Genomic DNA, 23,301 nt, shown 5'->3' with positions numbered 1-23,301 from the left:
CTTTTGCCTCCGGCTTCCTTCAGATTCCACCTCACGATGGGACACCCTTACCCTTGGCTAATGGTAGGCGCTCGCCAGCCCCCATTCCGGACTTTCACCGTGTAGATGACGCCCATGCTGGGCGTACTAAGAAATAAACCCGCAGGCACTCCACCTGCGGGTTTATTCGCGTTACTTGCTAGGCATGGCCACCCAATGGCCTTTCGAAACTTCAACCAGTTCGGAATTGTCCAAATCGAACAAACTGCCCGAAGAAGCGGCGCCTTTAGACTGGATCGGACCGGAAGAATCGTCCTGAAGGAGAATCCGTTTCTTGTTCGCCTCCACTTCCGGATCCGGAACCGGAATGGCGGAAAGCAGCGTTTTCGTGTAAGGATGCTGCGGGTTGGAATACAACTCCTCACTTGGCGCAAGCTCTACCATTCTGCCCAGATACATCACCGCAACACGGTCGCTGATATGTTTGACCATGGACAAATCATGAGCTACAAACAAATAAGTCAGTCCAAGCTTCTTCTGCAGCTCGGTCAGCAAATTGACAACCTGCGCCTGAATGGATACGTCGAGCGCGGAGATCGGTTCGTCACAAATAATAAATTTCGGATTTACCGCGAGCGCGCGGGCAATGCCGATCCGCTGGCGTTGACCGCCAGAAAATTCGTGCGGATAACGGGATGCGTGATCCGGATTAAGACCCACCATGTCAAGCAGTTCTTCGACACGTTTCTTTCGTTCGTTGCGGCTTCCTGCGAGACCGTGAATATCGAGCGCTTCGCCGATAATATCGGTAACCGTGAAACGGGGGTTCAGAGAAGCATAAGGATCCTGAAAAATCATCTGCATATCCCGGCGCATAGCCTTCATCTTCCGAGGCGACAGCTTGTAAATATCCGTTCCTTCGAAACGGACACTTCCCGCTGTTGGTTCATACAATCTGAGGATCGTACGCCCCGCTGTTGATTTACCGCAGCCGGACTCACCGACCAGACCGAGCGTCTCCCCTTTTTGGATGGAGAAGTTGATATCGTTGACTGCCTTCAGCACTTTGCCTTTTCCGACATTAAAATATTTCTTTAAACCTTCTACTTCAATTAAGGGTTGACTCATGACGATTTTACCTCCTGTGCCATCGGATGATGCAGCCAGCAGCGGGCCATATGGGTATCACTGAACACGGTCGGATCCGGATCAATCCGTTCGCAAACCTTCATGGCGTGTTCGCAGCGTGCCGCGAACGGACATCCAACAGGCGGCTTGATCAGATCCGGCGGCGTGCCGTTAATCGGAATCAGCGGCTCGTCCTTACTCTGGTCAATTCTCGGCAAAGAGCGGAGCAAGCCTTGCGTATACGGATGACTTGGATTTTTGAAAATCTCCCATTTCGTCCCCGTTTCCACCACTTCACCGGCATACATGACAATGACGCGATCACACATACCGGCAACAACGCCAAGATCGTGCGTAATCAAAATAATGGATGTGCCCAGCTTTTGCTGCATGTCCTTCATGACATCCAGAATTTGGGCTTGTATGGTAACGTCGAGCGCGGTCGTAGGTTCGTCTGCAATCAGAAGAGAAGGCCGGCAGGCCAATGCGATTGCAATCATAACCCGTTGACGCATCCCGCCGGAGAATTCATGCGGATATTGATTAAAACGTGCTTCGGCATTTTTAATGCCGACCATTTTAAGCATTTCAATCGCTCTTTTTTTCGCTTCTTGTCGTGAAAGACTCTGATGTTTGATCAAACCTTCTGTAATCTGGTGTCCCACCTTGATTGTGGGATTGAGTGAAGTCATTGGATCCTGGAAAATCATACCGATGTCTTTCCCGCGAATGGCTTCCATCTGTTTGTTGCTTTTCTGCAGCAGATTCTCGCCCTGAAAAATAATTTCGCCGCTTTTCACCAATGAAGGAGGTGAAGGGATCAGGCGCATAATGGATTGCGCGGTTACACTCTTGCCGCTGCCCGATTCACCTACAATCGCAATAGTTTCGCCTTTGCCTACTTCAAAATTTACGCCGCGGACGGCTTTCACTTCTCCGCCTCTGACTTTGAAGGAAACATGCAAATCTTTAACCTGCAAAATTGGTTCCATGATTTCACCCCCTATTTTTTCAATTTAGGATCAAGCGCGTCGCGCAGACCGTCGCCAAAAATGTTAAAAGCAAGCATCGTTACACTGATCAGAATGGCCGGGAACAGCATGCGCCAAGGATAATACATCCAGCCGGTCAAGGCGTCGTTAACCATTGAACCGAGGGATGCGACCGGAGCTTGTACACCAAGGCCAAGGAAGCTTAGGAAGGCTTCAGAGAAAATTGCGTTAGGTACGGACAAGGTCAAAGTAACGATAATCGGTCCCATCGCGTTCGGCAGCAGGTGACGGAACAAAAGACGTCCTGAGCCTGCACCCAGAGAGCGGGATGCCAGCACGTACTCCCGGTTCTTAAGCTGCATAATTTCGCCGCGCACAATCCAGGACATGTTAATCCAGCCCGTTATGGTTAAGGCGAGTATAATCGTACCGAGACCAGGCTCAAAGACGACAAGCAGCAGGATCGTAACGAGCAAATAAGGTATTGCATACAAAATTTCAGAGAATTTATTCATGATTTCATCAACACGACCACCGAAGTATCCCATAATTCCGCCGTAGATGACCCCGATGAGCAAATCGATCAAGGCAGCGGAAAGACCGACAATAAGCGAAATGCGTGCGCCCATCCAGGTGCGGACAAACATATCGCGTCCAAGGTCATCTGTTCCGAACCAGTGCTCAGCCGAGGGCTTTTGATTCGTAGCCAGCAGATCGTTTGTATCATAACTATACTTAGAAATCCTTGGCCCTATAATGGCGGCAAGAACAATCAGAAGGAGCAAAACCAAGGCCCCCATAGCTACCTTGTTCTGCAAAAGCCTTTGCCAGGCGTCTTTCCAGGCTGAAATGCTCTCGCGATGAATGACTTCCGAATTTTTGTCAGCCGGACTGATCTTACTGAAATCTTCAGGGGTTAATGTCGCTGTCTGTTTAGCGGCTGCACTAGATTCCAAAGACATTTGGCTAGCCCTCCTTCCTTGAACTTAATTTCACACGCGGATCTACGATCACATACAATAAATCTGTAATAAACCGGGCCAGCATCAACAGAACACCATAAAAGATAGTAATTCCCATAATCAATGTATAGTCGCGGTTCGTTATAGATTCGACAAATTGCTTGCCGATTCCTCCTATGCCAAACACCTGTTCAATGACAACCGAACCGGTAACGATATTGGCAGTCATAGGCCCCATATAAGTAATGACAGGCATAATTCCGTTGCGCACTACGTGACGGAACATAATCGTGACCCAATTCAGGCCCTTGGCTTTTGCCGTTTTGATATAATCCGCATGCAGTACTTCAAGCATGCTCGAACGGGTCAAACGGGCGATAAACGCTATAGGCTGTGCCGACAGCGCAGCAACAGGCAACACATAGTCCATCGGATTCTCAAAGCCCACAACCCGGAACATATGAAACTTAAATGCAAAGAAATATTGCAGCAGTGCCGCCAACACGAAGCTTGGTACGGCAATTCCAAGCACGGCAAGAACCATGGCAATGTTGTCAATCAGCTTGCGATGATAGAGAGCAGCCAGCATACCGAGCAGAACGCCGACGATTATCGACACGATAATGGCGACAATCCCCAATCTGAGCGAAGCGGAGAAGGTTTTCAGAATCAAGTCGCTAACTTCCTGATTCAAATGCTTCATTGAAATCCCCAAATCTCCATGAATGACATTACCTAAATATTTTAAATACTGCTCATACAGAGGTTTATTAAATCCATATTGTTCATCCAAGCGCGCCCTAATCTCGGGAAGAACCTTTTTCTCCGACTGAAACGGGTCACCCGGTATGGCCTTCATCAGGAAAAAGGTCGCTGAGATCAAAATGAACAGCGATACCAGCATGTAGAACAGTTTATTGAGAATATAACGAACCATGCCCGCTAAAGCACCTCCTATGTCGAATTTTAACAGCAAAAAAAGTTTACCTAACTTTGACAAGTAAGTCCAATGGGAATACATAAAAAAACGGGATATATGTGGATAACCACACATATATCCCATAGGCTATACAGTTAAAGCCTTGTTCTTATGAGAAGATAACGATCTACTTATTACTTATGCTCCGTCAAGTATGCTCTGGAGTAGTCAACAGCACCACTGTAATCAATCGTTACACCTTTAAGATAATCTTTGGTAAGCGAAGCTTGAGTATAGTAGTAAATCGGCATAACGCCCGCTTCATCCTGAATCAGTATCTTTTCGGCTTTATAGAAAGCTTCCATACGAGCCTTGCTGTCGCTGTTCGTGTAAGCGTCAGCGACCAGCTTATCATATTCCGGATTATCCAGCTTAATGTCGTTGTTGCCGCTGTTCTTCGTCCACATGTCGATAAACGTCATCGGATCGTTGTAGTCTGGAACCCATCCTGCGCGTGCCACTTGATAGTCGCCGTTTTGACGATTCTTGATAAATACGCCCCATTCCTGGTTTTGAATCGTTACGTCAACGCCCAGGTTCTTTTTCCACATATCGACAATGGCCAAAGCAATCTTCTTGTGATTGTCATTGGTGTTGTAGATCAGCGTAATCGGAGGAAGCGTAGTATATCCCGCTTCTTGCATGCCTTCCTGAAGAAGTTGTTTCGCTTGTTCCACATCTTCTGTAAAGAAATCATCTTTATACTCATCTCGGTAGTTGGACTCGGCGCCTTTGATGCCCGGCGGAATGAAGCCGAAAGCAGGGGCTTCACCACCCATCGTAACTTTATTGACAATGTCATCGCGGCTGATCGCCATGCTGAACGCTTTACGGATTTTCGCATTGTCAAATGGCTTTGCTTTCATATTAAATTCGTAATAATAAATATTTGCAACTGGATCAAGTTTGAATTCATCTTTATATTGATCTTTCAAAATCGGAAGCTGATCGGCAGGAATATCCCCATTTGGCTTCCCGGCACGTTCTAGCTCGCCGTTTTGGTAACTCAGCACTTCCGTTGCGGAACTGTTTACAACCGTAGCTTTAATTTTGTTCAGCTTAATATCTGCGTTATCCCAATAATTAGGGTTCTTGTCGAATTCCATAGATTGTCCGGTAACCAGACTCTTCAGTGTGAAAGGTCCGTTAGTGATCATCGTGCTTGGATCTGTCGCCCACTTTGGATTGTCCTTAACGGATTTATGAACCGGGAAGTAGGTATAGAATGAAGTCAGGTTCACGAAATAAGGCGTTGGGTTCGTCAGTTTTACTTCAAGTGTATATTCGTCGACTGCTTTTACGCCAACCTTGGAGAAATCGGTGATTTTCTTTTTATTGTAGGCTTCCGCATTTTCGAGGTAGTACAACTGATAAGAATATGCAGGAGCAGGATCGGTTGCAGGATCAAGCACGCGCTGCCAAGCGTATACGAAATCATGCGCAGTTACCGGATCGCCATTGCTCCATTTAGCGTCTTTACGGAGATGGAATGTATAAGTTTTGCCGTCTGCTGAAGGCTCCCATGATTCAGCTACACCAGGAACTTCTTTATTGCTGGCATCAACGCGAACCAGACCTTCATACGTCAGGTTTAATGCTGTGTGAGCCTGATTGTCTTGCGCTTGTGCCGGATCAAACGTTGGTACATCCGCAGCAAAGTTGATACGGAGCGTTTGATCAGCAGCGAGCTTCTCGCCACCAGCATCACTGCTGCTAGGACTGCTGCTGGTATCGGTGCTGCTGCTAGCGCCCTTATTGCCGCTGTTATTGCTTGATCCGCATGCGGATAATACCATGCCCACAGCAAGAACAAGCGTCAAAAGGACAAGCCATCTTTGCTTCTTCATTAACCTTTTCCCCCTACAAAAATAATGTGGTTTATGTTTTCAGATTATACAACCGACGGTCAAAAAAATCTATGATAAATTTGCAAAAAACGCGGGAGTGTCATAGGAAAGTTGACATGAAATCGCTTTATTTCTCTATTCTCCCTGAACATCTAACTTATCATGTTAGTTAAATTTCCGCAATTTTCCTCTCTTTTTATATTGCCCATATGTAAGGAAGTAGTCCGATTAGAAAGAAAAGGATATAAGCGAAGCCCGTAAGTATAAAAGAGAGTCTCCACACGGCCCTTACCAGCCTCCTCACGTCCACGCCGCCTTTGAGGCGGTTCTGGGCGCCTCCGATCAGTCCGCCGCATATCAGCATAAACAGCAAAATCAGATAAAAGCCGAACCCGGTATCGAAGATCTGATTGAACAAGCCGGAGACAGCGAGGATCAGGAACAAAGTCGCGACATCCATGGCAAGCAGCAAGGACTTCTTCTTATCCCGCTTAAGGAAGTTGTAAATAAAGAATACAAGTATAAAAGGAACGATCGGAAGAACGCTTAATGCGATTACGGGTTCGATCAGAAACCCCATAGTTCCACCTCCTGTAGGGTCAGCCGGATTCATTTATACCTTTTAGCAGCTTCCAAACCATTTCATGTGCAGGTGCAGCCACTTTTGATTTTCGGGCCATAGCTGCAAGATATCCATTGATATAGTCTACCTCCGTGGGCTCGCCCCGCAGGACATCCGCCAGCATGGAGGAGATATTACCCGAAGTAGTCCGGCAAACGCCGGCAATTTGCTCCGCCAGATCGGTATCGTAGGGAATGCCGCAGGCATCATAAACGGCAAGTCCCTCAGCGATCAGCATATCCAGCATGCTTCTTCTATGCGGACTGGCGAGCAGTTCCCCGTTCGGTATGCGCCAAAGAGCGGTCAAAGGATTAATGGCGGCGTTGATCATGAGTTTCCGGTGTATTTCTCTATCGATATGGTTCGACACAGAGGCTCGAAATCCTGCCTCTTGCAGCTTCCCAGCCAATTTTTCAAGCTCAACTGAATCGCCGGTAAAAACCGGACCCAGACGGGTTTCTCCGGGTTCCGAGCGAATTACGCTCCGCTTGTCGTATTGCCTCGCTCCTTCCGTAGTTAATGCCGCATACAGGGAGTCTTCCTTCAACCTGCACTTCAGCAGGTCAAAATGACCCATTCCGTTCTGAAAGCAGACAATCCCCGTCTTCTCCCCTTGCAAAAGAGGCAGCGCATCCAGCAGACCCCCTGCAATATGCCGCTGCTTCACGGTCAGCAGAATCCAGTCGGCAGAATGCCCCTCCCGGGCCTTCCGGATATGCTCAGCTTCCCAGGAAACAGCCTCAATTCCCGCCAGAACCGTCTCAGGCTGCTTTCCTTCCCTTTGGGTCTCTATGCCTTGCGTGTTTATCAGGTCCGCCTGCTCCGCTGTTCGGGTCCAGATCCGAACGTCATGCCCGGCCGAGGCCAGCCCCCCTGATAGAAGCAATCCTAAAGCGCCTGCTCCTACAATTTCCAATCTCATGTTCATTTCCCCTTTTTGCTTCACGCTGATTTCTTTATACCAAAGTTTGTACAAAACCAAAAGAGCCGCCATTGCTGGCGGCTCCTCTTTTGTGTCCTGCGCTACTCTATTCTCTCCAGATTTCCGTTTGCATCCATTTTAAATTTGGACTTTTCTTCCTCTTCTTCACTCAGAAAAGCAAGTCTTCGGGCCCGGTCCATAATTTGGATCAAAGCCTTGTAGTCATCGTTCACAACCCTGTAGTCGGTCTGGACTTCGTTAACCTGATGCGATAGACGATCATTCTCCTCTTTCAGAAGCGCTATCTCCTGATCCTTTTCCTGGAGCTGCTTCTCAAGGCTCTTCCGCTGCCGGCTGTTATCCTGCAAAGAGTTCTTCCAGCTTTTCAGGAAACGGATAACGGCTTCAATCGAGATGCTCTCTTCCGTAATGCTCTCGCTTTTGTACAAACCTTCTTCCAAATCCGGTGAAGCAAGCCCGGCAATCGCCACGTTGCTTGGGGTTGGCTGTTTCTTCAAATAATTGCGTTTTTGCCGCTGCGCTTTCGCTACCTGAATGGCCGATTCGTATCTTTTGCGTACACAGCTGTTCCATCTGAATCCGCAAGCCGCCGCTGTTCGGCCAATCCGCTCTCCTACTTCTTCAAACGCTGTCAGCTGAGTGCTGCCCTCACGAATATGGCGCAATGTGACTTCGGCAAGAATCAAGTCATCCTCTGCGCTCCAAGCGTCCTGTCTAACTGCTGTCATGCGATATAAACCCTCCTAACGACATCCTAAATAATCTTTTTTTATAACAACCGGGTTATTTCTCCAGCTGTTTAATGGGTAAAAAGCTGCTTTTTACATTTCTATGCCTCTCATAAAGTTCATAGAATCTATTTGCTACTTGTATTTCCAAAATATCGCGCTGTCATACCTGCCATGAACAGAACAACCGCTTCCCGCGCGTAAATCCGGTCAAGTTTTACCCGGGTCAGGACAAGTTATGGCTTCCTGTGTTTTTTTCCAGCAAGTTATCATATAGTTATATGTATCTTTCACTTTTACATAAAAGGAGGGGTGTGTATGTCAAGCCGGATGATGAAGCTCTGTCTTACGGCAGCTCTTTTTGCCGCCTCCGCATTAAGCCCGGGCTCTCTGCTTGCCGATAGAACCCCGGATGAAACTCAGCAAATATTAGAAAAAAGTTTATCCATTGTAGAAATCGATCGCGCTATCGGAAATATCGAGCAGAGCCAGCACGAAATTGAGCAGTCGATTCAGGAAAGCTCCGACCAAATCAAAATTAAGGAACAAGCCATCGGCACAAGCCGTGATCGCGCCGGAGAACGGATAAGGGCGTATTATATGGGCGAGCAGGAAGATCTGATTGGCGCGCTGTTCTCTGCGAATAACTTTCGCGATTTTTTGACAATTGCCGATTATATCGGCATCATTTTCGACCGGGATCAGGAAATCCTTAATACTTATAAAAATGAATATGCAAGCCTTAAGAAAGACAAACAGAAGCTTGAGCAAATGGCCGATGACCTTGATAAACTGAAAGCCGATCTGCTGCACCAGCGATCGCGAGTGCTGGCCCTGCAAGAAAGCGTAGACGCCTCGATTAAGGGCAGCAGCAACCCCGAGCTCCTTGAAAAAATGATTCGGGAGCTCGGCGAATATTGGAACAATATCGGCTTGTATGAAGTTCGGAGATATTTTAAAGCGCTGGATTCCGCGATGAGGGATTTTCCCGACTTCCTTGAGGACAATTCGGGGAGCCTTGTATCAAACGGTCTGAGTTATACGCTGACCATTGATGAGGACGATCTAAACCGGTTTCTTAGATCCAAGGATTCCATATTTGGTAATTTTTCCTTTGGATTTAAACAAGACAAAATAATCGCAGAAGGCAAAGACGGCCAGCTTTCGCTTCAGCTCGAAGGGCATTATACGATCAGCGATACCCCGGAGAACGTCATTGTTTTTCATGTCGACTGGCTTTTATTCAACGGGTTGACGCTTCCGGATACGACCGCCCGCGACCTTGAGGATGAATTTGATCTCGGTTTTTATCCGCAGCAGATTATGCCTTTAATCCGGGCAACCTCCGTCACGCTTGGCGAAGGAAAGATGATCGTAAAATTAAAGCTCGCCCTTTAAGGGCGAGCTTGTTTCATTTCGGCTGAATATTTAAGCATAAATGCTTCCCTCGGCATTTCCCCACGCAGAAACGAGGCGGCAAGGCCGGACAATAATTTCAGAAATGATGCTGAATTTTCGCTTAGAGGCATATTCCAGAGCAGCCCTTTATCACTGTTCTCAGGCAGCCACCCGGCAATTTCGGCACTTGATGAAGCCTTGTACAAAGGCTTGAAGGCCGGCAGCTTCCCCGTCGCCTCGTACCAGCTTTTCTGCTGAGCGGATTCCGTCATCGCCGCAATCCATTCATTGGCCGTATCGGGGTCTCCGGTACCCGAAAACACAGCAAAGCTCCGGCCAGCTCCCGCCATATGCTGTGCAGAGGGAAGATTGGAAGGCATTTCGATGCGCAGCTTCGGATCGGGATTGGCTCTGAACTCCGAGTAGCGGGCCACCGCCATAACCGCTTCGCCGCTACCCAGCATGGACCAAACCGTTTCCTGTTTGCCTCCAGAGGAAGCATCGTACAAGCTCGCCCGGATATTCTCCAATAGAAGCAGAGCTCCTTTCTCCCCGTCGGTCAAAGCATAGCCGGCCGTTTCTTCCTTGCTCCCGTTCCCTCCCATCCGGCGAATCAGGGAAAGAAAGGAATAGGGATCCGAAAAATCAAAAGCGATAAAATAACCGGGCCGGTTTGCCTGGCTTTGGTTTGCCTGGCTTTGACCCGCAGCCTTCGCCAGACGGCTCCAGTCCTCCAGCGTTGCAGGCATTCCTTCATATCCAAGGGCCGACAGCCGCTCGGGATTATAGATCAGTACGTAAGGATCGACGTCTTTGGGCACGGCCCATACATACCCGTTCCATTCGCTGTAGGTCTGAAGGGCGCTTAACGAATTGCCTGCCGCGGCTCCCGAGAAATAACTGTCCGCAGGCAACAGATAACCTTTGACCGCAAACTCCCGCACCCAGGCATTATCCAGCAGCATAACGTCCGGGGCTTCATGCAGAGCCAGTTCATGGCCGAATACAGCATGAGCGTCCCGGCCGTATTCATTTACAAGATCAATGGTCACATGATGCGATTTAATAAAAAGCTCGTTTTGCTCCTGAAGCAGCCTGAACTCGTCAGGCTCCATTTGAACGGCTACCTTAATATGCCCGGGATCCTTCTCTACCGGACGGTAGGCAAACGGCAAACTCTCGGAATAGCCGGTATCGCTGCTTTGAAGAAGATTCCGGTTGTCTCCTGGCGATAAGCTGATTAAGCCGAGCAGCAGAATGGCAAAAAGCACCCCATGGTTTTTTCGCTTCACACCCTGTTCTTCCTCTCATGATCTTTCCGGATCGGCATTTATTTGTATTGTAGCAAATTCAATGTCGACTTGTCCCGATTTGCCGGAAATTCATGCTCCGTGAAGCTTAAATGTCTAGGAAATTTGAACCATTTAGGCAGGAAAGGTTTTACAGGAGATCGGCTGCAACCTGTGCAAGCTTGGATCGTTCTCCTTTTTCAAGGGTAATTTGTCCGCTGATTCCCTGCTGCTTGAAACGATCAACCACATAAGTCAGGCCGTTGCTTGAGGCATCCAGATAAGGATGGTCAATTTGTCCGGGGTCGCCCATTAAAATAATTTTGCTTGCTTCTCCTACCCTGGAGACAATCGTCTTTACTTCATGACGGGACAAATTTTGAGCTTCATCGACGATAATAAATTGGCCGGGGATGGAACGTCCCCGAATATAAGTCAACGCTTCGACCTGTATGCTTCCGAGTCCCATCAATATTTTGTCAATGTCTCCGGCCTTCTTCGTATCGAATAAATATTCCAGATTGTCGTAAATAGGCTGCATCCAGGGTCTGAGCTTCTCATCCTTCTCGCCCGGAAGATAGCCGATATCTTTCCCCATAGGAACGACGGGACGGGCAATAAGCAGTTTCTTGTACCGGTGCTCATCCTCTACCTTGAGCAACCCTGCGGCCAGGGCCAACAGCGTTTTGCCGGTTCCCGCTTTTCCCGTAATCGTCACAAGCGGAATGTCGTCATTCAGCAGCAGTTCCAGCGCCATTCTTTGCTGGGCGTTTCTTGCAGCGATTCCCCAAACCGGGTCATTGCTCAAAAAAAGCGGCTCAAGTCTCGTTCCATCGCCATTAACCTTGAGCAGCGCCGATTTGCCGCTGCCCATTTCATCTTTGAGAATGACAAATTCGTGCGGATAAAGCGAGTACGAAAGATTAAGCGGCTTGACGGCCAAATATCTGTACGTATAAAACTGATCAATGACGGAAGGATGCACCATCATTGTCGAATATCCGCTATAAAGCTCCTCCGGTCCTGCCGTTCGATCGGACAAATAATCCTGGGCCGTAATGCCAAGCACATCGGCTTTAATCCGGACCAGCACGTCTTTGCTCACCAGTACGACTGGCCTTTGTTCCGGGAGATCTTTTTGCTCCAGTAAATAGTTAAGCGCCACAGCCAAAATCCGATTGTCATTCGAGATTTCCCCAAACATCTCCTGAACCCTTACAAAACTGCGATGATTCAGCTCAACCTTGAGCTTACCTCCGCTGTGCAGCTTTACGCCGTCATGCAGATGCCCTTGCTCCCTAAGCCCGTCAAACAATCGGGATACGCCCCGGGCGTTGCGCCCGATTTCATCGGCGTTACGCTTTTTGGAATCAATTTCTTCAAGGACCACTGCCGGAATAATCACCTCATGCTCCTCAAAAGCAAAAATCGCATTGGGATCGTGCAATAGCACATTCGTGTCCAGTACAAATATTTTCTTCACCTGCATCCCCTCCGGTTTTTGCATCCTCTACATATACATACATATTTAGTTTTTCCCCCGGACAGAATAAGAGCAGCAAATTCCATGAAAAAAACGAAATGCGAGAAAGGACGGATTTCCATGAGGATCTGGCTCTGTATCCTTGCAGCAGCACTGACTCTTGCCGGATGCGCCAATAATCAGGCAGGCCAGGTGCGCGACGACGGCAACGCCCCAAGAGCCCAAGGCTTGAATCAGAATGCAGACAATCGAAATATGAACCCGAATGCAGCCCCCAATCAAAACCTGAACAGAGATGCAGCCCTGCCGGTAACGGATCATTTGGAACGGCTCGCTTCGAGGGTAAAAGGCGTACAAAGCGCCCGTGCTGTCATGCTTGGAAAAACAGCTATTGTAGGTATTGACGTTGACGGCAAACTGGATCGCTCGCGTGTCGGAACGATCAAATATTCGGTAGCCGAAGCCTTGAACAAGGACCCTCACGGCGCTAACGCCATCGTTACGGCAGACATGGATATCACGAACCGCCTGACCGAAATCGGGAACAGTATCCGTGAGGGAAGACCGATCGCTGGCCTTGGGAATGAGCTCGCCGACCTTATCGGCAGAATTGTTCCCCAAGTGCCCGGCGACACCCGAATGCGCTATGACAACCAAGTCAACCCGGCAGGCAATAATGTTGGTGGCAACGATATTCCGAACAAGGGGACACAAAATCTGAATAGAAACGGCAGAACGCAGCCTGTTCAGCCCTGATCGCTTACTCTTTGGGCAGGATTTTTAACGCTTTTGGGCAGCAGCTGCAGTCTCGCGCTAAAGCGGACGAAACGCAAAGAGGGCGTCATTTCCGGTGGTTACCCGGAAATGACGCCCTTTTTTATAAGGTTGATGCGCTGCGCACAGGCTATTTGCCCGATTTCTCATTTGACGCGGAGACGTCCTTGCCCGCAAGCTCGTCCCGGAGCTCCTGCTTGGCCTGCTCCAGCTCATCGTCATGCAAATAAACATAAGGGGACTTCCAGTCTCCCGTAATCGGCATGAAGCGTACGTTTTCCTTGGAAATATTCCAATAGGTACTGAGCATATTCTTGATTTGAGCTTGCTCCAGATCCGTCGTCATATTGTCGCCAACGGATTCGATCGCTTTGCCTGCCCCCAGCACTCCGTTCAGCGATTTGGCTTGATCGATGAGCGCATGAAGCACTTCATTCTGCCTGCGGTTGCGGTCAAAGTCATCCGAAGGGTCCGTCTTCGGTCTGCAGTTCGACTTGCGGTAGCGGACAAAGTCCAGCGCTTCTTTGCCGGACAAGTGCTGCTCGCCCTTGGTCAGTTTGATGTTCGTACCATCGGCATTGTCCTTATAGCACATATCCTTGTCAACATTTACGTCGACGCCGCCCAAAGCGTCCACCACATCCCGGAAGCCCTGGAAATTAAGCACAGTCACGTAATCGATCGACAAATCAAAGTATTTGCTCATCATCGTCTTCATTTCTTCTTCAGCGGAATTGCCGCTCTTCTTCTCGGCGGCCAGAAAATTCGGATAAAAGGCGTTTATTTTATTCGTCTTGTATCCGTCAAGTGAAAAACGGGTATCCCGCGGAAGCGATACGACAGTTGCCGACTTTGTCTTCGGGTTCATCGCGATGACCATAATGACATCCGAAAGATGCGTGCCTGTTTCAGGACGGTAGTCCGTACCCAGAAGCAGCATCGAGATCGGCTTTACCTTGGCCGATTGCCCCGGTGCCACCGGTTTGTTCGTGCCTGCTTCGTTAATCGTATTGTTCAGCTTGTATAGCATATAACTTGCCCATGATCCTGCGAGCACTACGGCCACAATGAACAATACCAGCAGCGTTTTGAAAAATGTCCGGACCGGGCTCGATTTCTTTCTGTTCTTGCGGGGAGCTCCCTTTGAACTGCTGCCGCCTCCGCCTTTACGATGGCTCTGCTGCCTTGGAGGGAGGCTTCCATTTCCTGATGAACTCATATTCAAACACCTTTTCATTCATAAAATAAGTTCAGGAAGAAAAAAATCGGACACGAGCAGTCCGACTTTTTCTCAAGGCGGATTCCCGCCAGCCTTTTTATATAACGTTCGAATAGGTCAAAAAGTTGCAAGATTTGCAGCTCACTGGTTGGCATTGGCCATTTTACGATGCTTTTCCGCCCGTTCGCGTTCGCTCTTGTTCAAGATTTTCTTGCGCAGGCGTACCGATTTTGGCGTAATTTCACAATATTCGTCATCGTTCAGATATTCAAGCGCCTGCTCGAGAGAGAACAAACGCGGCGTTTTGATTTTGACGGTTTCGTCCTTCGTAGCGGAACGAACGTTGGTAAGCTGCTTCTCTTTACAAATGTTGACGACGATGTCATTGTCGCGGGTATGCTCGCCGACAATCATGCCTTCATAGATTTCCGTACCCGGCTCTACGAACAGAATGCCGCGATCTTCAACCGAAAGCATGCCGTACATGGTGGAAACCCCGTTCTCGCTGGAGACCAGAACGCCTTCATGACGTCCTCCGACCTGTCCGGTAACGAGCGGGCCATAGCTGTCAAAGGCATGGTTCATGACCCCGTAGCCGCGGGTCAGTGTCAGGAAATGCGTGCTGTAACCGATCAGGCCGCGCGCCGGAATCAGGAATTCCAGGCGTACGTTTCCGCTGCCGTTGTTGATCATATTCACCATTTCGGCTTTGCGGTATCCCAGGCTCTCCATAACAGCGCCCATGCTTTCCTCCGGCACATCGATGAGCAAGCGTTCGATCGGTTCCATTTTCTTGCCGTCGATTTCCTTCACGATAACTTCCGGCTTGGATACCTGCAGCTCATAGCCTTCACGGCGCATATTCTCGATCAGAATCCCGAGGTGAAGCTCGCCGCGACCGGAAACAATAAATGCGTCCGGGCTGTCGGTTTCGTCAACGCGAAGGCTGACATCGGTCTCCAGTTCCTTTAGGAGACGCTCCCGCAGCTTGCGTGACGTTACCCATTTGCCTTCGCGGCCTGCAAAAGGACTGTTGTTGACCAGGAATGTCATTTGCAGCGTAGGCTCGTCAATCTTGAGCACCGGCAGCGCTTCAGGCTGGTTAGGATCGGCGATCGTCTCGCCGATATTGATATCTTTAATACCGGCAATGGCGATAATATCGCCGGCGCCGGCTTCTTCAATTTCGACACGGCGCAGGCCCTGGAACCCGAACAGCTTCTCAATGCGAGCGGATTTCTTGGTGCCGTCGTGCTGGATGACGGTTACCGCCTGTCCTTGACGAATCAAACCGCGGTTAACCCGGCCAATGGCGATCCGTCCCAAATATTCGTTATAATCCAGCAAAGTAACAAGGAATTGGAGCGGCTCGTCCACCTTCTCCGTCGGGGATGGAATGTTCTCGATAATGGTCTCATACAAAGCAAGCATGTTGTCGTCCTGCTTCTCAGGATCAAGGCTTGATGTGCCGTTCAGCGCGGAAGCATACACAACCGGGAAATCCAGCTGTTCATCGTTAGCTTCCAGCTCAATAAACAGATCCAGCACTTCATCGATCACTTCAGCCGGGCGGGCTGCCGGACGGTCGATCTTGTTCACGACAACGATCGGGGTCAGATTGGATTCCAGCGCTTTGCGCAGCACGAATTTCGTCTGAGGCATGCAGCCTTCATAGGCGTCGACAACGAGCAGTACGCCGTCAACCATTTTCATAATCCGTTCCACTTCACCGCCGAAGTCGGCGTGTCCCGGTGTATCTACAATATTAATCAAATAATCTTTGTACGTGATGGCTGTATTCTTGGCAAGAATCGTAATACCACGCTCACGCTCCAAATCATTGGAGTCCATGGCGCGTTCCTGAACGGCTTCATTCTCCCGAAAAGTACCGGACTGCTGCAAAAGTTTGTCGACAAGGGTTGTTTTCCCGTGGTCAACGTGGGCAATAATCGCAATGTTGCGAATGTGGTCTCTGGATTGCATGATTTATCTCCATATCCCTTCTATATTCTCTATTCATCAAAAGAAGCGCCGGATCACTGAAGGGGCCGACGCTACACATCTATTATATTATACGCCATATCCTTCAAAATTCAAGGTTATTCCTCTTGCATTACCATTGCCGGCGATTTCTGCTGCGGAAAACAATAAGCCAAACACCCCCCACGATCAGTACAAAAGCGACTAAGTAAATGATGGAGAACGTAAACAGCGTAAGCCCGAATAAAATAACGGACAGCGCAAGCAGCACCAGGGCAAGGGGAAAAACACCGGGCGAACGACGAGTTTCCGCCGCATCATAGATAAGCAGCCCGAGAGCGATTCCGAATATAAAGCCCGGCCACAAATAGTGAAGCGTTCCGTACCCCCACAGCGTCGCTATCATAAATAAAATACCGTAGACGACAAGCACGCCTCCGGGAATAAGCGCAAGCGAAGGCAGCCTTCTGCCCATATACAGCAAGTGGAGCAAAATGCCCGGAACAAGAAGGAGCAGAGGCCAGAATATCGCGCCGATAAACGAAAAGACTCCCCACTTCCCCAGCAAAATAATAATCCCGGCTGCCAGGATCAATATTCCTGTCGTCAGTTTGTTGTTATCGGACATTTCATCACGCACCTTTCGAGATTGACATCAGAGGGACAAGCACCTACAATTTACGACAGTCCCTTTTCTTATTTTAAATGATATCGGTGCAAAAAACTACTCGGGTCAAGTGCATGCGAAATAGCCCCGCAAGGTAAATCCCTCGCGGAGCTTAGGAGGCAGGGAGCTTCAGGCTCCTCTGAAATATTTTCGCCGCAGCAGGCCGACGATAACAATGACTGCGCTCAGCGTGGCAGGCAGCCATGCCGCCAGGACGGGAGCGGCTGTTTTGAGAAGTCCTCCGAGCTTTTGGTCGTGCAGCAGCATTTTACCAGCCGTATAAGCCAAAATCCCCGCCCCGGCATAGACCAGAATCGGATAGCGGTGAAGCAGGTCCGCAATCAGATTGCTGCCCCACACCACGATCGGGATGCTGATGGCGATGCCGATCACGAGTATGGCGACGTCCCCATCGGCCAGGGCGGCAATAGCCAGCACATTGTCCAGGCTCATCACAAAATCTGCAGCAAGAATAGTACGGACGGATTTCCAGATGGTTGCGCCGCTTTCGATACGCGCTTCATCTTCCTGCTGGGTCAGCAGTTTGAAAGCAATAGCTGCCAGCAAAATGCCGCCGCAGGCCTGGATAAAGGGAATCCGCAGCAGAATGAGCGCAATCCATGTGAGCAGGCAGCGCAGTACGACGGCTCCAAGCGCCCCCCACCAGACCGCTTTTTTCCGCTGCGATAACGGCAAATCTTTGCTGGCCAAGGCAATCACTACAGCGTTGTCTCCGCTGAGAACGAGATTAATCATTAAGATTTCAACAAGTAGCAGTAACGTTTCCACGGTCATTCCTCCCATTACCAGATGTATGCCTGGGATGACCAAGCTATACCCGTTCCTGATTGAAAGATAGGGCAAGCTAAGGATGGAAAAATAATGAATCCTTTTACTTGTCCGAAACGTATACCCTTTGTCAGGAACCGAAAGCCCGTTATTCCCTTAGTTTTTTGCATGCTCAATTTTTTCTTAGGAAGTGACATCCATGGATTTGTTTAGCGCCACCTTCTTTCTTACCCTGGTAAACATCATTTTCATTGACCTGATTCTCGCCGGCGACAATGCGATTATAGTCGGGATGGCAGCCAAAAAGCTTCCGCCGAGCGTTCAGAAAAAAGCAATTCTTTACGGAACAGGCGGCGCCGTCCTCTTGAGGATTCTGGCCACGCTCGTTGTCGTCTGGCTTCTTCATATCCCGTGGCTGCTGGCAATCGGAGGTCTTCTGTTGATCTATATTGCCTACAAGGTGCTGACGGACGATGACAAGGAGGATAAAATCGAGGCCAAGGATTCCTTGTGGCCCGCTATTAGAACTATTATTATTGCCGATGCGGCAATGGGGCTCGACAACGTGATAGCCGTAGCGGGTGCCTCGAACCAGCATATGGTTCTCGTTGTGATCGGCCTGATGATCAGTGTTCCTATCGTCGTTTGGGGCAGTACAATCTTTATCAAGCTGCTTACCCATTTTCCATGGATCGCCTATCTGGGTGCGGCTGTGCTGGCTTACACCGCCTCCCATATGATTACCGAGGAGCCGAAGCTGCTGCCGTTTTTCGAGGACAAGCCTGTGCTGAAATACGGATTTATTGTCATTGTCATGCTGGTCGTACTTTATGCGGGCTATATCAAGAAACGCCGGACCCGTGAGGCGGCAGAGAAGAAGCATAAATCGTCGCATCCGGCCACACATTAAACCGCAGCACCAGACTTCAGGACAGATTCAGACCCTTTACTCCGGCCCCTGCAAACTTGTTAAACAAAAAGCAGAAGCGACTGCCCACTCGGCTGTCGCTTCTGCTTTTTTTAAAACCATTTTTCCGGAATTGTTTCATCCTCCGATTCTTCCCTTTCGGGCAGACTCTGGCTCAGACTTTGACGGCCAGATTCACTTTCGGTTTCTTCATGCAACCTTGCCGCTGATTCGGGAGTCAGCGTCATCGTTACTGTATTCTTGACCGCCAGTTCAATCATTTCCTCCAGCCCGTCCATATGCTGCTCCATACTCTCGACAATCCGCAAATTCGGATTGGTTGTCGGCGATTTCGGGATAAACAAAGTGCAGCAGTCCTCGTAAGGGAGGATGGACAGCTCGTAGGTGCCGATTTTTTGAGCCAGGGCAATGATTTCATCCTTGTCCATCATCACCAGCGGACGAAGCAGAGGCAGCTCTGTGGCCCGTCCTATGACATTCATGCTCGGCAACGTCTGGCTCGCTACTTGGCCCAGACTTTCTCCCGTCACCAGTGCGAGCGCTCCGCCGGCCTCTGCAAGTTTGGTCGCGATCCGCAGCATGGCTCTTCGCATCAGCGTAATGATTAAATTATTCTGGCCCTCTTTCGCAAAGGCCGTCTGAATTTCCGTAAAGGGAACCAGATGCAGCTTCACAGCGCCTCCATATTCGGACAATACTTTGGCCAGTTCAATCACTTTTTCTTCCGCTTTGCGGCTAGTAAACGGGTAACTGTGAAAATGCACGCATTCGATTTCGAGCCCCCTGCGCAGTGCCGACCAGCCCGCAACCGGACTGTCGATGCCGCCCGACAAAAGCAGCAGCGCTTTTCCGTTCGTTCCATGCGGAAAGCCGCCGGCACCGGGAATGATTTTGCTGTACAAAAAGGTACGCGTCTGACGGACCTCTACACGCATCTCAAGCTCCGGCTCGTGCAAATCCACCTTCAGAGCCGGAAATTCCTGAAGCAAAGGTCCGCTGATGACTTTATTGAGCTCCTGCGAGGAATGGGGGAATTCTTTCCAAACCCGGCGCGCATTCACTTTAAAGCGGGTGCCCTCCTTAAGCGGCAGGCTTCCGATATATTCCCTGGCTGCAGATTGGATCATCTCCAGATCCGAGGGAACCTCCTTGACCGGAATGATCGAGGAAATGCCAAAGATACGGGTTAAAGGCTTGAGAAGCTGACCATAAGGCTCTCCTCCGAGCTCAATATAAAGACGGCCAAACTCTTTCGTAATTCTGGCTTTCGGAAAAGAAGCAAGCAGCCGCTTCACATGCGTCAGCACCGCTTTTTCGAACCGGGAGCGGTTCTTTCCCTTCAGCGTAATTTCACCAAAACGAAGCATTAACAAATCAGCATTGTTCATCTCTTTATTTCATTCCACCTTTCAATCCGTTCAGCCGCTGTACAGCCGCTTTCAGAGCGTGAATCAGCTCCTTTGCATCGTCCATCGTATGTTCGTCTCCGAGACTGATGCGTATTCCGCTTGACGCGGTTTCCCTGTCTTTTCCCATCGCGAGAAGAATCCGGCTCGGTTCGCTTATTTTCGAAGAACAAGCCGATTTAGTCGATACGGCCATACCTTCGTCCTCCAGACAATGCAGCAAGACTTCCGGTTTCATGCCTGGATATGAAAAATGAATAATGTGCGGCGCAGAAACGGCAGCTTCGGCTGACGAATTTAGCACAAGCCCGGGGATACCGGATATTTCATCCACGATCCAGCTTTGCAGAAGTCTCCAGTTGCGTACATTGGCTTCGCTTGCATCCTTGGCCAGTCTAAACGCTTTGGCCATCCCGACCAGGGACGGAACATTCTCGGTTCCGGATCTCATTCCGCCTTCCTGCCCTCCGCCGGACAGCTGAGGAAACAGCTTGACCCCGCTATGGACATAGAGAAGCCCTGTTCCTTTGGGTCCTCTGATTTTGTGGGCGGATAAACTGTACAGATCGATCCCGCTTTCAGAGAGCGCAAGCGGAACCTTGCCGAAGCCTTGCACACCGTCTACGTGAAATAAAACCCGCGGGTGCTCCGCCTTTAAACGGCGTCCTATGTCCTCCACGGGCTGAATGCTGCCCGTTTCATTGTTCACATGCATAACGCTTACCAGCACCGTGTCCTTCCGGACCGACTGCAGCACCTGATCGGCGGCAGCTCTTCCGTCAGCCTGAACCGGAACGTACGTAACCTCAAAACCGAGCAGTTCCAGATGCCGGCAAGCTTCGTAGACCGAAGGATGCTCTACCGTGGTCGTCACGATATGCTTACCGCGTTTTATATATTGGAAGGCGGCCCCTTTCACCGCCAGATTGTTGCTTTCCGTCGCACCTGATGTAAATACGATCTCCCCGGGCTGCACGCTGAGTGCTTGCGCACAGACTTCCCGGGCTCTCCGAAGGAGCTTTGCGCTGTCTTCACCCGCCCGGTGCAGCGAAGAAGGGTTCCCGTAGTGGCGTTCCATCACTTCTGCAATCGTTTGTACAACATCCTGATGCGGCGGGGTTGAAGCAGCATGATCGAAATATTTCACGAAACTTGCCCCCTAAAACGACTTAATTGTAGCAGATACTATAATACCTGAAACAAACCTCAAAAAAAACCAAAACGATCCCGGCTGGTTGACCAGCCGGGATTTCATTGCATCATATAACAACCCTGCTCCCAAACAAGGCGGCTGCTTGATGCCGCCTTAGCTTGAAAATTAAGCGGTTCTGGTTAAACTTCGTATTTCGCCATTGCGCGCTCGATTTTGCCGATATAGCTTTGCGTCTCGCGAGGCAGCACATGCAGCTTCTCCATCAGCCCGGCGTCATTGCTGATCCCAAGCGCGTTGACTCTAGCCGGACCGGCGTTATATGCCGCCAGCGCCATTTTCAACTCACCGCCATAGCGCTTCAACTGATAGGACAAATACCGGACACCGCCGTCAATATTTTGCGCCGGATCAAAAGGATCGCTGACTCCAAGCCCTTGGGCAGTACCGTCCATCAGCTGCATCAATCCTTTGGCTCCTGCAGAAGAAGCTGCATTCGGATTAAATGAGGATTCGGTGTCAATGACCGCCTTAATCAGCGATTCCGGCACACCGTATTTTTGGCTGGCGCTTGCAATCAGGTCATCATACGGGGTTGCGGCCCCGTGACCGGCCGAATAAGCCCGGGCTGAAGGTGGATAAGAAGAGTCAAGAGCTGCAGCCCCTGCCGCGGATTCACCCGACTGCGAAAGAAAATGGTACCAGAGCGGATCCCCTGTGTTCAGGGACTGGCCGGAGATAGGGTTATAAAGTGCCGATGCTGGTACGGCTGCAGTCCCATCTCCGTTCAACATCTGCTGAAGCATTTCTCCAAAATCGGACTCGGCTTCGCCGCTGTATGAAGTGCTTTGCAAAGCCGTACCCTGCAGATCAATGCTATTCATCAATTGAACTTCCAACAGCTGCTTGACAGTGCGAGGATCAATTTGCATATCGTTACTCCTGTTCTAAAGATGTCGAATGGATTTTTTTACCTAATCTTGCTGATATCTATTGTACACGCTGCAATGTCCAATAACCAGCTTTTTTGTCGAAAAAAGTGCTTCAGACATAAAAAACACCTTCCCGCTGAAATAATTTCAGGCAGGAAGGCGAAAGGTTAACATTTGATAAATTTATCGTACAAAAGGAATCAGTACAAAGTAGCTCAAAGTCGCGATTACTCCAAGAGCCAGTCCCCAAGCCCCTACAGTTCTGCTATCCTGGCTGTACGCATAATAACCAAGGACCGCCGCGACCGGACCCAGAACAATGGTCCACATGAACAGCGCCAATACGCCCAGCACAATACCAGCTATTCCAGCGACCCGCCCGGTATTGACCGTGTTATCGTCATTCGTTCGATCTGTATCGCGGTTCTCCTGCACCTTACGATCTCTCACCGCATCAAACTCGGTGGCGTATTCTTCACGGGACAGAGTTCTGCGCGGGTAGTCAATTCGCGTTCCCTGCTCGCCCGTATGATCGGGGTCCATCTTAGGTGCTTCTTTGTTTTCGTCGCTCATGCTGCCTCACCTCCACTTAAAGTCCAGATGTTTATTTCTCTTTCGGCTTGAATGTATGACAGCATGTAGCCGCAGAATTTTCGGCGTAGTCCCGGTGCTCGGTGTCGAATGCTTCCCCGGCGTATTCCTCTCTATAGTGGGCTGAGGCATGCTTGTCAATGTCAATCATAATCAGGTCGGCTTTGCAGACATTTTGCTCTCCCCAATAATGGCAGTTGGCTACGCTGCATTTTACTATCGGTTTTTCGCCATTTGGCATATTGATCACCTCGGCATCATTATTGCCTAAAGATCGGATCCATATAACCAACAAACATTGGGATTTGAAGCAAAAAAGCCTGCCAAGTATAAGGTCGGCGGGTCATGATTGGAAAAAACAATAAGCCCCATGTCTTAAACATGGAGCGCTAGAGTAAAGGGCAGAAAGTTCTGCCCCTCCTCATCAAACCGTACGTGAGGTTTTCCCTCATACGGCTTTCCGATGTTCGTCATTCATGTGCATGCAGATCACAAGAGCGTCTTTAGTTCGAGCT

The 23,301-nt window shown here is 49.6% G+C and carries 22 protein-coding genes; 3 read left to right on the top strand and 19 right to left on the bottom strand.

Translation table 11 applies throughout. The features are described from left to right. Window positions 1-171 precede the first annotated feature (171 nt). From K7397_RS19730 to K7397_RS19695, 8 genes are all read right to left on the bottom strand, one after another. Window positions 172-1,107, bottom strand: a complete 936-nt coding sequence (locus K7397_RS19730; RefSeq protein WP_223070307.1) for an ABC transporter ATP-binding protein — start codon at window positions 1,105-1,107, stop codon at window positions 172-174. Beyond that, entirely contained in the window at window positions 1,104-2,099 is a 996-nt protein-coding gene (locus K7397_RS19725) for an ABC transporter ATP-binding protein (RefSeq protein ID WP_223070305.1), read from the bottom strand. The genes K7397_RS19730 and K7397_RS19725 overlap by 4 nt, the downstream gene beginning before the upstream one ends. Window positions 2,100-2,110: 11 nt before the next feature. Further along, window positions 2,111-3,061 carry an ABC transporter permease gene (locus tag K7397_RS19720; RefSeq protein WP_223070303.1) on the bottom strand — a complete coding sequence of 317 codons (951 nt, stop codon included), beginning with the start codon at window positions 3,059-3,061 and terminating at the stop codon, window positions 2,111-2,113. Between the two features lie 4 nt (window positions 3,062-3,065). Then, window positions 3,066-3,998, bottom strand: a complete 933-nt coding sequence (locus K7397_RS19715) for an ABC transporter permease (RefSeq protein WP_223070300.1) — start codon at window positions 3,996-3,998, stop codon at window positions 3,066-3,068. A gap of 176 nt (window positions 3,999-4,174) precedes the next feature. After that, complete coding sequence (locus tag K7397_RS19710; protein ID WP_223070297.1) at window positions 4,175-5,887, bottom strand: peptide ABC transporter substrate-binding protein; 1,713 nt, start codon at window positions 5,885-5,887, stop codon at window positions 4,175-4,177. A gap of 196 nt (window positions 5,888-6,083) precedes the next feature. After that, the gene (locus tag K7397_RS19705) at window positions 6,084-6,467 is read right to left on the bottom strand and encodes a DUF3397 domain-containing protein (RefSeq protein WP_223070295.1); all 384 of its coding nucleotides are present in this window, start codon (window positions 6,465-6,467) and stop codon (window positions 6,084-6,086) included. A gap of 19 nt (window positions 6,468-6,486) precedes the next feature. Beyond that, window positions 6,487-7,503, bottom strand: a complete 1,017-nt coding sequence (locus tag K7397_RS19700) for a ketopantoate reductase family protein (protein WP_237691080.1) — start codon at window positions 7,501-7,503, stop codon at window positions 6,487-6,489. 29 nt (window positions 7,504-7,532) lie between these two features. After that, on the bottom strand, window positions 7,533-8,180 hold the full coding sequence (locus tag K7397_RS19695; protein ID WP_223070292.1) for an RsfA family transcriptional regulator: 648 nt from the start codon (window positions 8,178-8,180) through the stop codon (window positions 7,533-7,535). 318 nt (window positions 8,181-8,498) lie between these two features. Here K7397_RS19695 and K7397_RS19690 point away from each other — a divergent pair, with 318 nt between their 5' ends. Then, window positions 8,499-9,578: a coiled-coil domain-containing protein gene (locus tag K7397_RS19690; protein ID WP_223070290.1), complete on the top strand. Its 1,080-nt coding sequence runs from the start codon at window positions 8,499-8,501 to the stop codon at window positions 9,576-9,578. On the opposite strand, the gene K7397_RS19685 is transcribed toward K7397_RS19690, so the two are convergent. Further along, on the bottom strand, window positions 9,575-10,870 hold the full coding sequence (locus tag K7397_RS19685; RefSeq protein ID WP_223070288.1) for an extracellular solute-binding protein: 1,296 nt from the start codon (window positions 10,868-10,870) through the stop codon (window positions 9,575-9,577). The genes K7397_RS19690 and K7397_RS19685 overlap by 4 nt on opposite strands. Window positions 10,871-11,018: 148 nt before the next feature. After that, window positions 11,019-12,350 (bottom strand): PhoH family protein, encoded by a 1,332-nt coding sequence (locus tag K7397_RS19680; RefSeq protein WP_223070285.1) that lies wholly within the window; start codon window positions 12,348-12,350, stop codon window positions 11,019-11,021. 84 nt (window positions 12,351-12,434) lie between these two features. Here K7397_RS19680 and K7397_RS19675 point away from each other — a divergent pair, with 84 nt between their 5' ends. Next, window positions 12,435-13,106, top strand: a complete 672-nt coding sequence (locus K7397_RS19675) for a YhcN/YlaJ family sporulation lipoprotein (RefSeq protein WP_237691079.1) — start codon at window positions 12,435-12,437, stop codon at window positions 13,104-13,106. A 148-nt stretch (window positions 13,107-13,254) separates the two neighbouring features. Here the strand turns inward: K7397_RS19675 and K7397_RS19670 are convergent, their stop codons facing one another. The 4 genes from K7397_RS19670 to K7397_RS19655 all read right to left on the bottom strand — a co-directional run bounded on the left by K7397_RS19670 (window position 13,255) and on the right by K7397_RS19655 (window position 17,779). Further along, on the bottom strand, window positions 13,255-14,343 hold the full coding sequence (locus K7397_RS19670) for an LCP family protein (RefSeq protein WP_223070283.1): 1,089 nt from the start codon (window positions 14,341-14,343) through the stop codon (window positions 13,255-13,257). 141 nt (window positions 14,344-14,484) lie between these two features. Further along, window positions 14,485-16,326: a translational GTPase TypA gene (typA, locus tag K7397_RS19665; RefSeq protein ID WP_223070281.1), complete on the bottom strand. Its 1,842-nt coding sequence runs from the start codon at window positions 16,324-16,326 to the stop codon at window positions 14,485-14,487. 130 nt (window positions 16,327-16,456) lie between these two features. After that, window positions 16,457-16,951: a hypothetical protein gene (locus K7397_RS19660; protein ID WP_223070279.1), complete on the bottom strand. Its 495-nt coding sequence runs from the start codon at window positions 16,949-16,951 to the stop codon at window positions 16,457-16,459. Window positions 16,952-17,119: 168 nt separating this feature from the next. Continuing rightward, the gene (locus tag K7397_RS19655; protein ID WP_223070277.1) at window positions 17,120-17,779 is read right to left on the bottom strand and encodes a TerC family protein; all 660 of its coding nucleotides are present in this window, start codon (window positions 17,777-17,779) and stop codon (window positions 17,120-17,122) included. Between the two features lie 199 nt (window positions 17,780-17,978). On the opposite strand from K7397_RS19655, the gene K7397_RS19650 reads away from it, so the two are divergent. Beyond that, window positions 17,979-18,689 carry a TerC family protein gene (locus K7397_RS19650; protein WP_223070274.1) on the top strand — a complete coding sequence of 237 codons (711 nt, stop codon included), beginning with the start codon at window positions 17,979-17,981 and terminating at the stop codon, window positions 18,687-18,689. A 110-nt stretch (window positions 18,690-18,799) separates the two neighbouring features. Here the strand turns inward: K7397_RS19650 and thiI are convergent, their stop codons facing one another. The 5 genes from thiI to K7397_RS19625 all read right to left on the bottom strand — a co-directional run bounded on the left by thiI (window position 18,800) and on the right by K7397_RS19625 (window position 23,027). Further along, window positions 18,800-20,095: a tRNA uracil 4-sulfurtransferase ThiI gene (gene thiI, locus K7397_RS19645; protein WP_223070272.1), complete on the bottom strand. Its 1,296-nt coding sequence runs from the start codon at window positions 20,093-20,095 to the stop codon at window positions 18,800-18,802. A 4-nt stretch (window positions 20,096-20,099) separates the two neighbouring features. Continuing rightward, the gene (locus K7397_RS19640; RefSeq protein ID WP_223070268.1) at window positions 20,100-21,260 is read right to left on the bottom strand and encodes a cysteine desulfurase family protein; all 1,161 of its coding nucleotides are present in this window, start codon (window positions 21,258-21,260) and stop codon (window positions 20,100-20,102) included. Between the two features lie 185 nt (window positions 21,261-21,445). Continuing rightward, complete coding sequence (locus K7397_RS19635; protein WP_223070266.1) at window positions 21,446-22,195, bottom strand: lytic transglycosylase domain-containing protein; 750 nt, start codon at window positions 22,193-22,195, stop codon at window positions 21,446-21,448. A gap of 183 nt (window positions 22,196-22,378) precedes the next feature. Continuing rightward, window positions 22,379-22,768, bottom strand: a complete 390-nt coding sequence (locus tag K7397_RS19630; RefSeq protein WP_237691077.1) for a DUF5353 domain-containing protein — start codon at window positions 22,766-22,768, stop codon at window positions 22,379-22,381. A gap of 31 nt (window positions 22,769-22,799) precedes the next feature. Beyond that, window positions 22,800-23,027, bottom strand: coding sequence for a DUF1540 domain-containing protein (locus K7397_RS19625; RefSeq protein ID WP_223070260.1), 228 nt, complete (start codon window positions 23,025-23,027; stop codon window positions 22,800-22,802). Between the last annotated feature and the right edge of the window lie 274 nt (window positions 23,028-23,301).

This window comes from Paenibacillus caui (assembly GCF_019904135.1).
In the GTDB taxonomy this organism is placed as follows: domain Bacteria; phylum Bacillota; class Bacilli; order Paenibacillales; family Paenibacillaceae; genus Fontibacillus; species Fontibacillus caui.
Note: the sequence above shows the minus strand (reverse complement) of the source record. Positions and strands in the feature narration are given on the sequence as shown.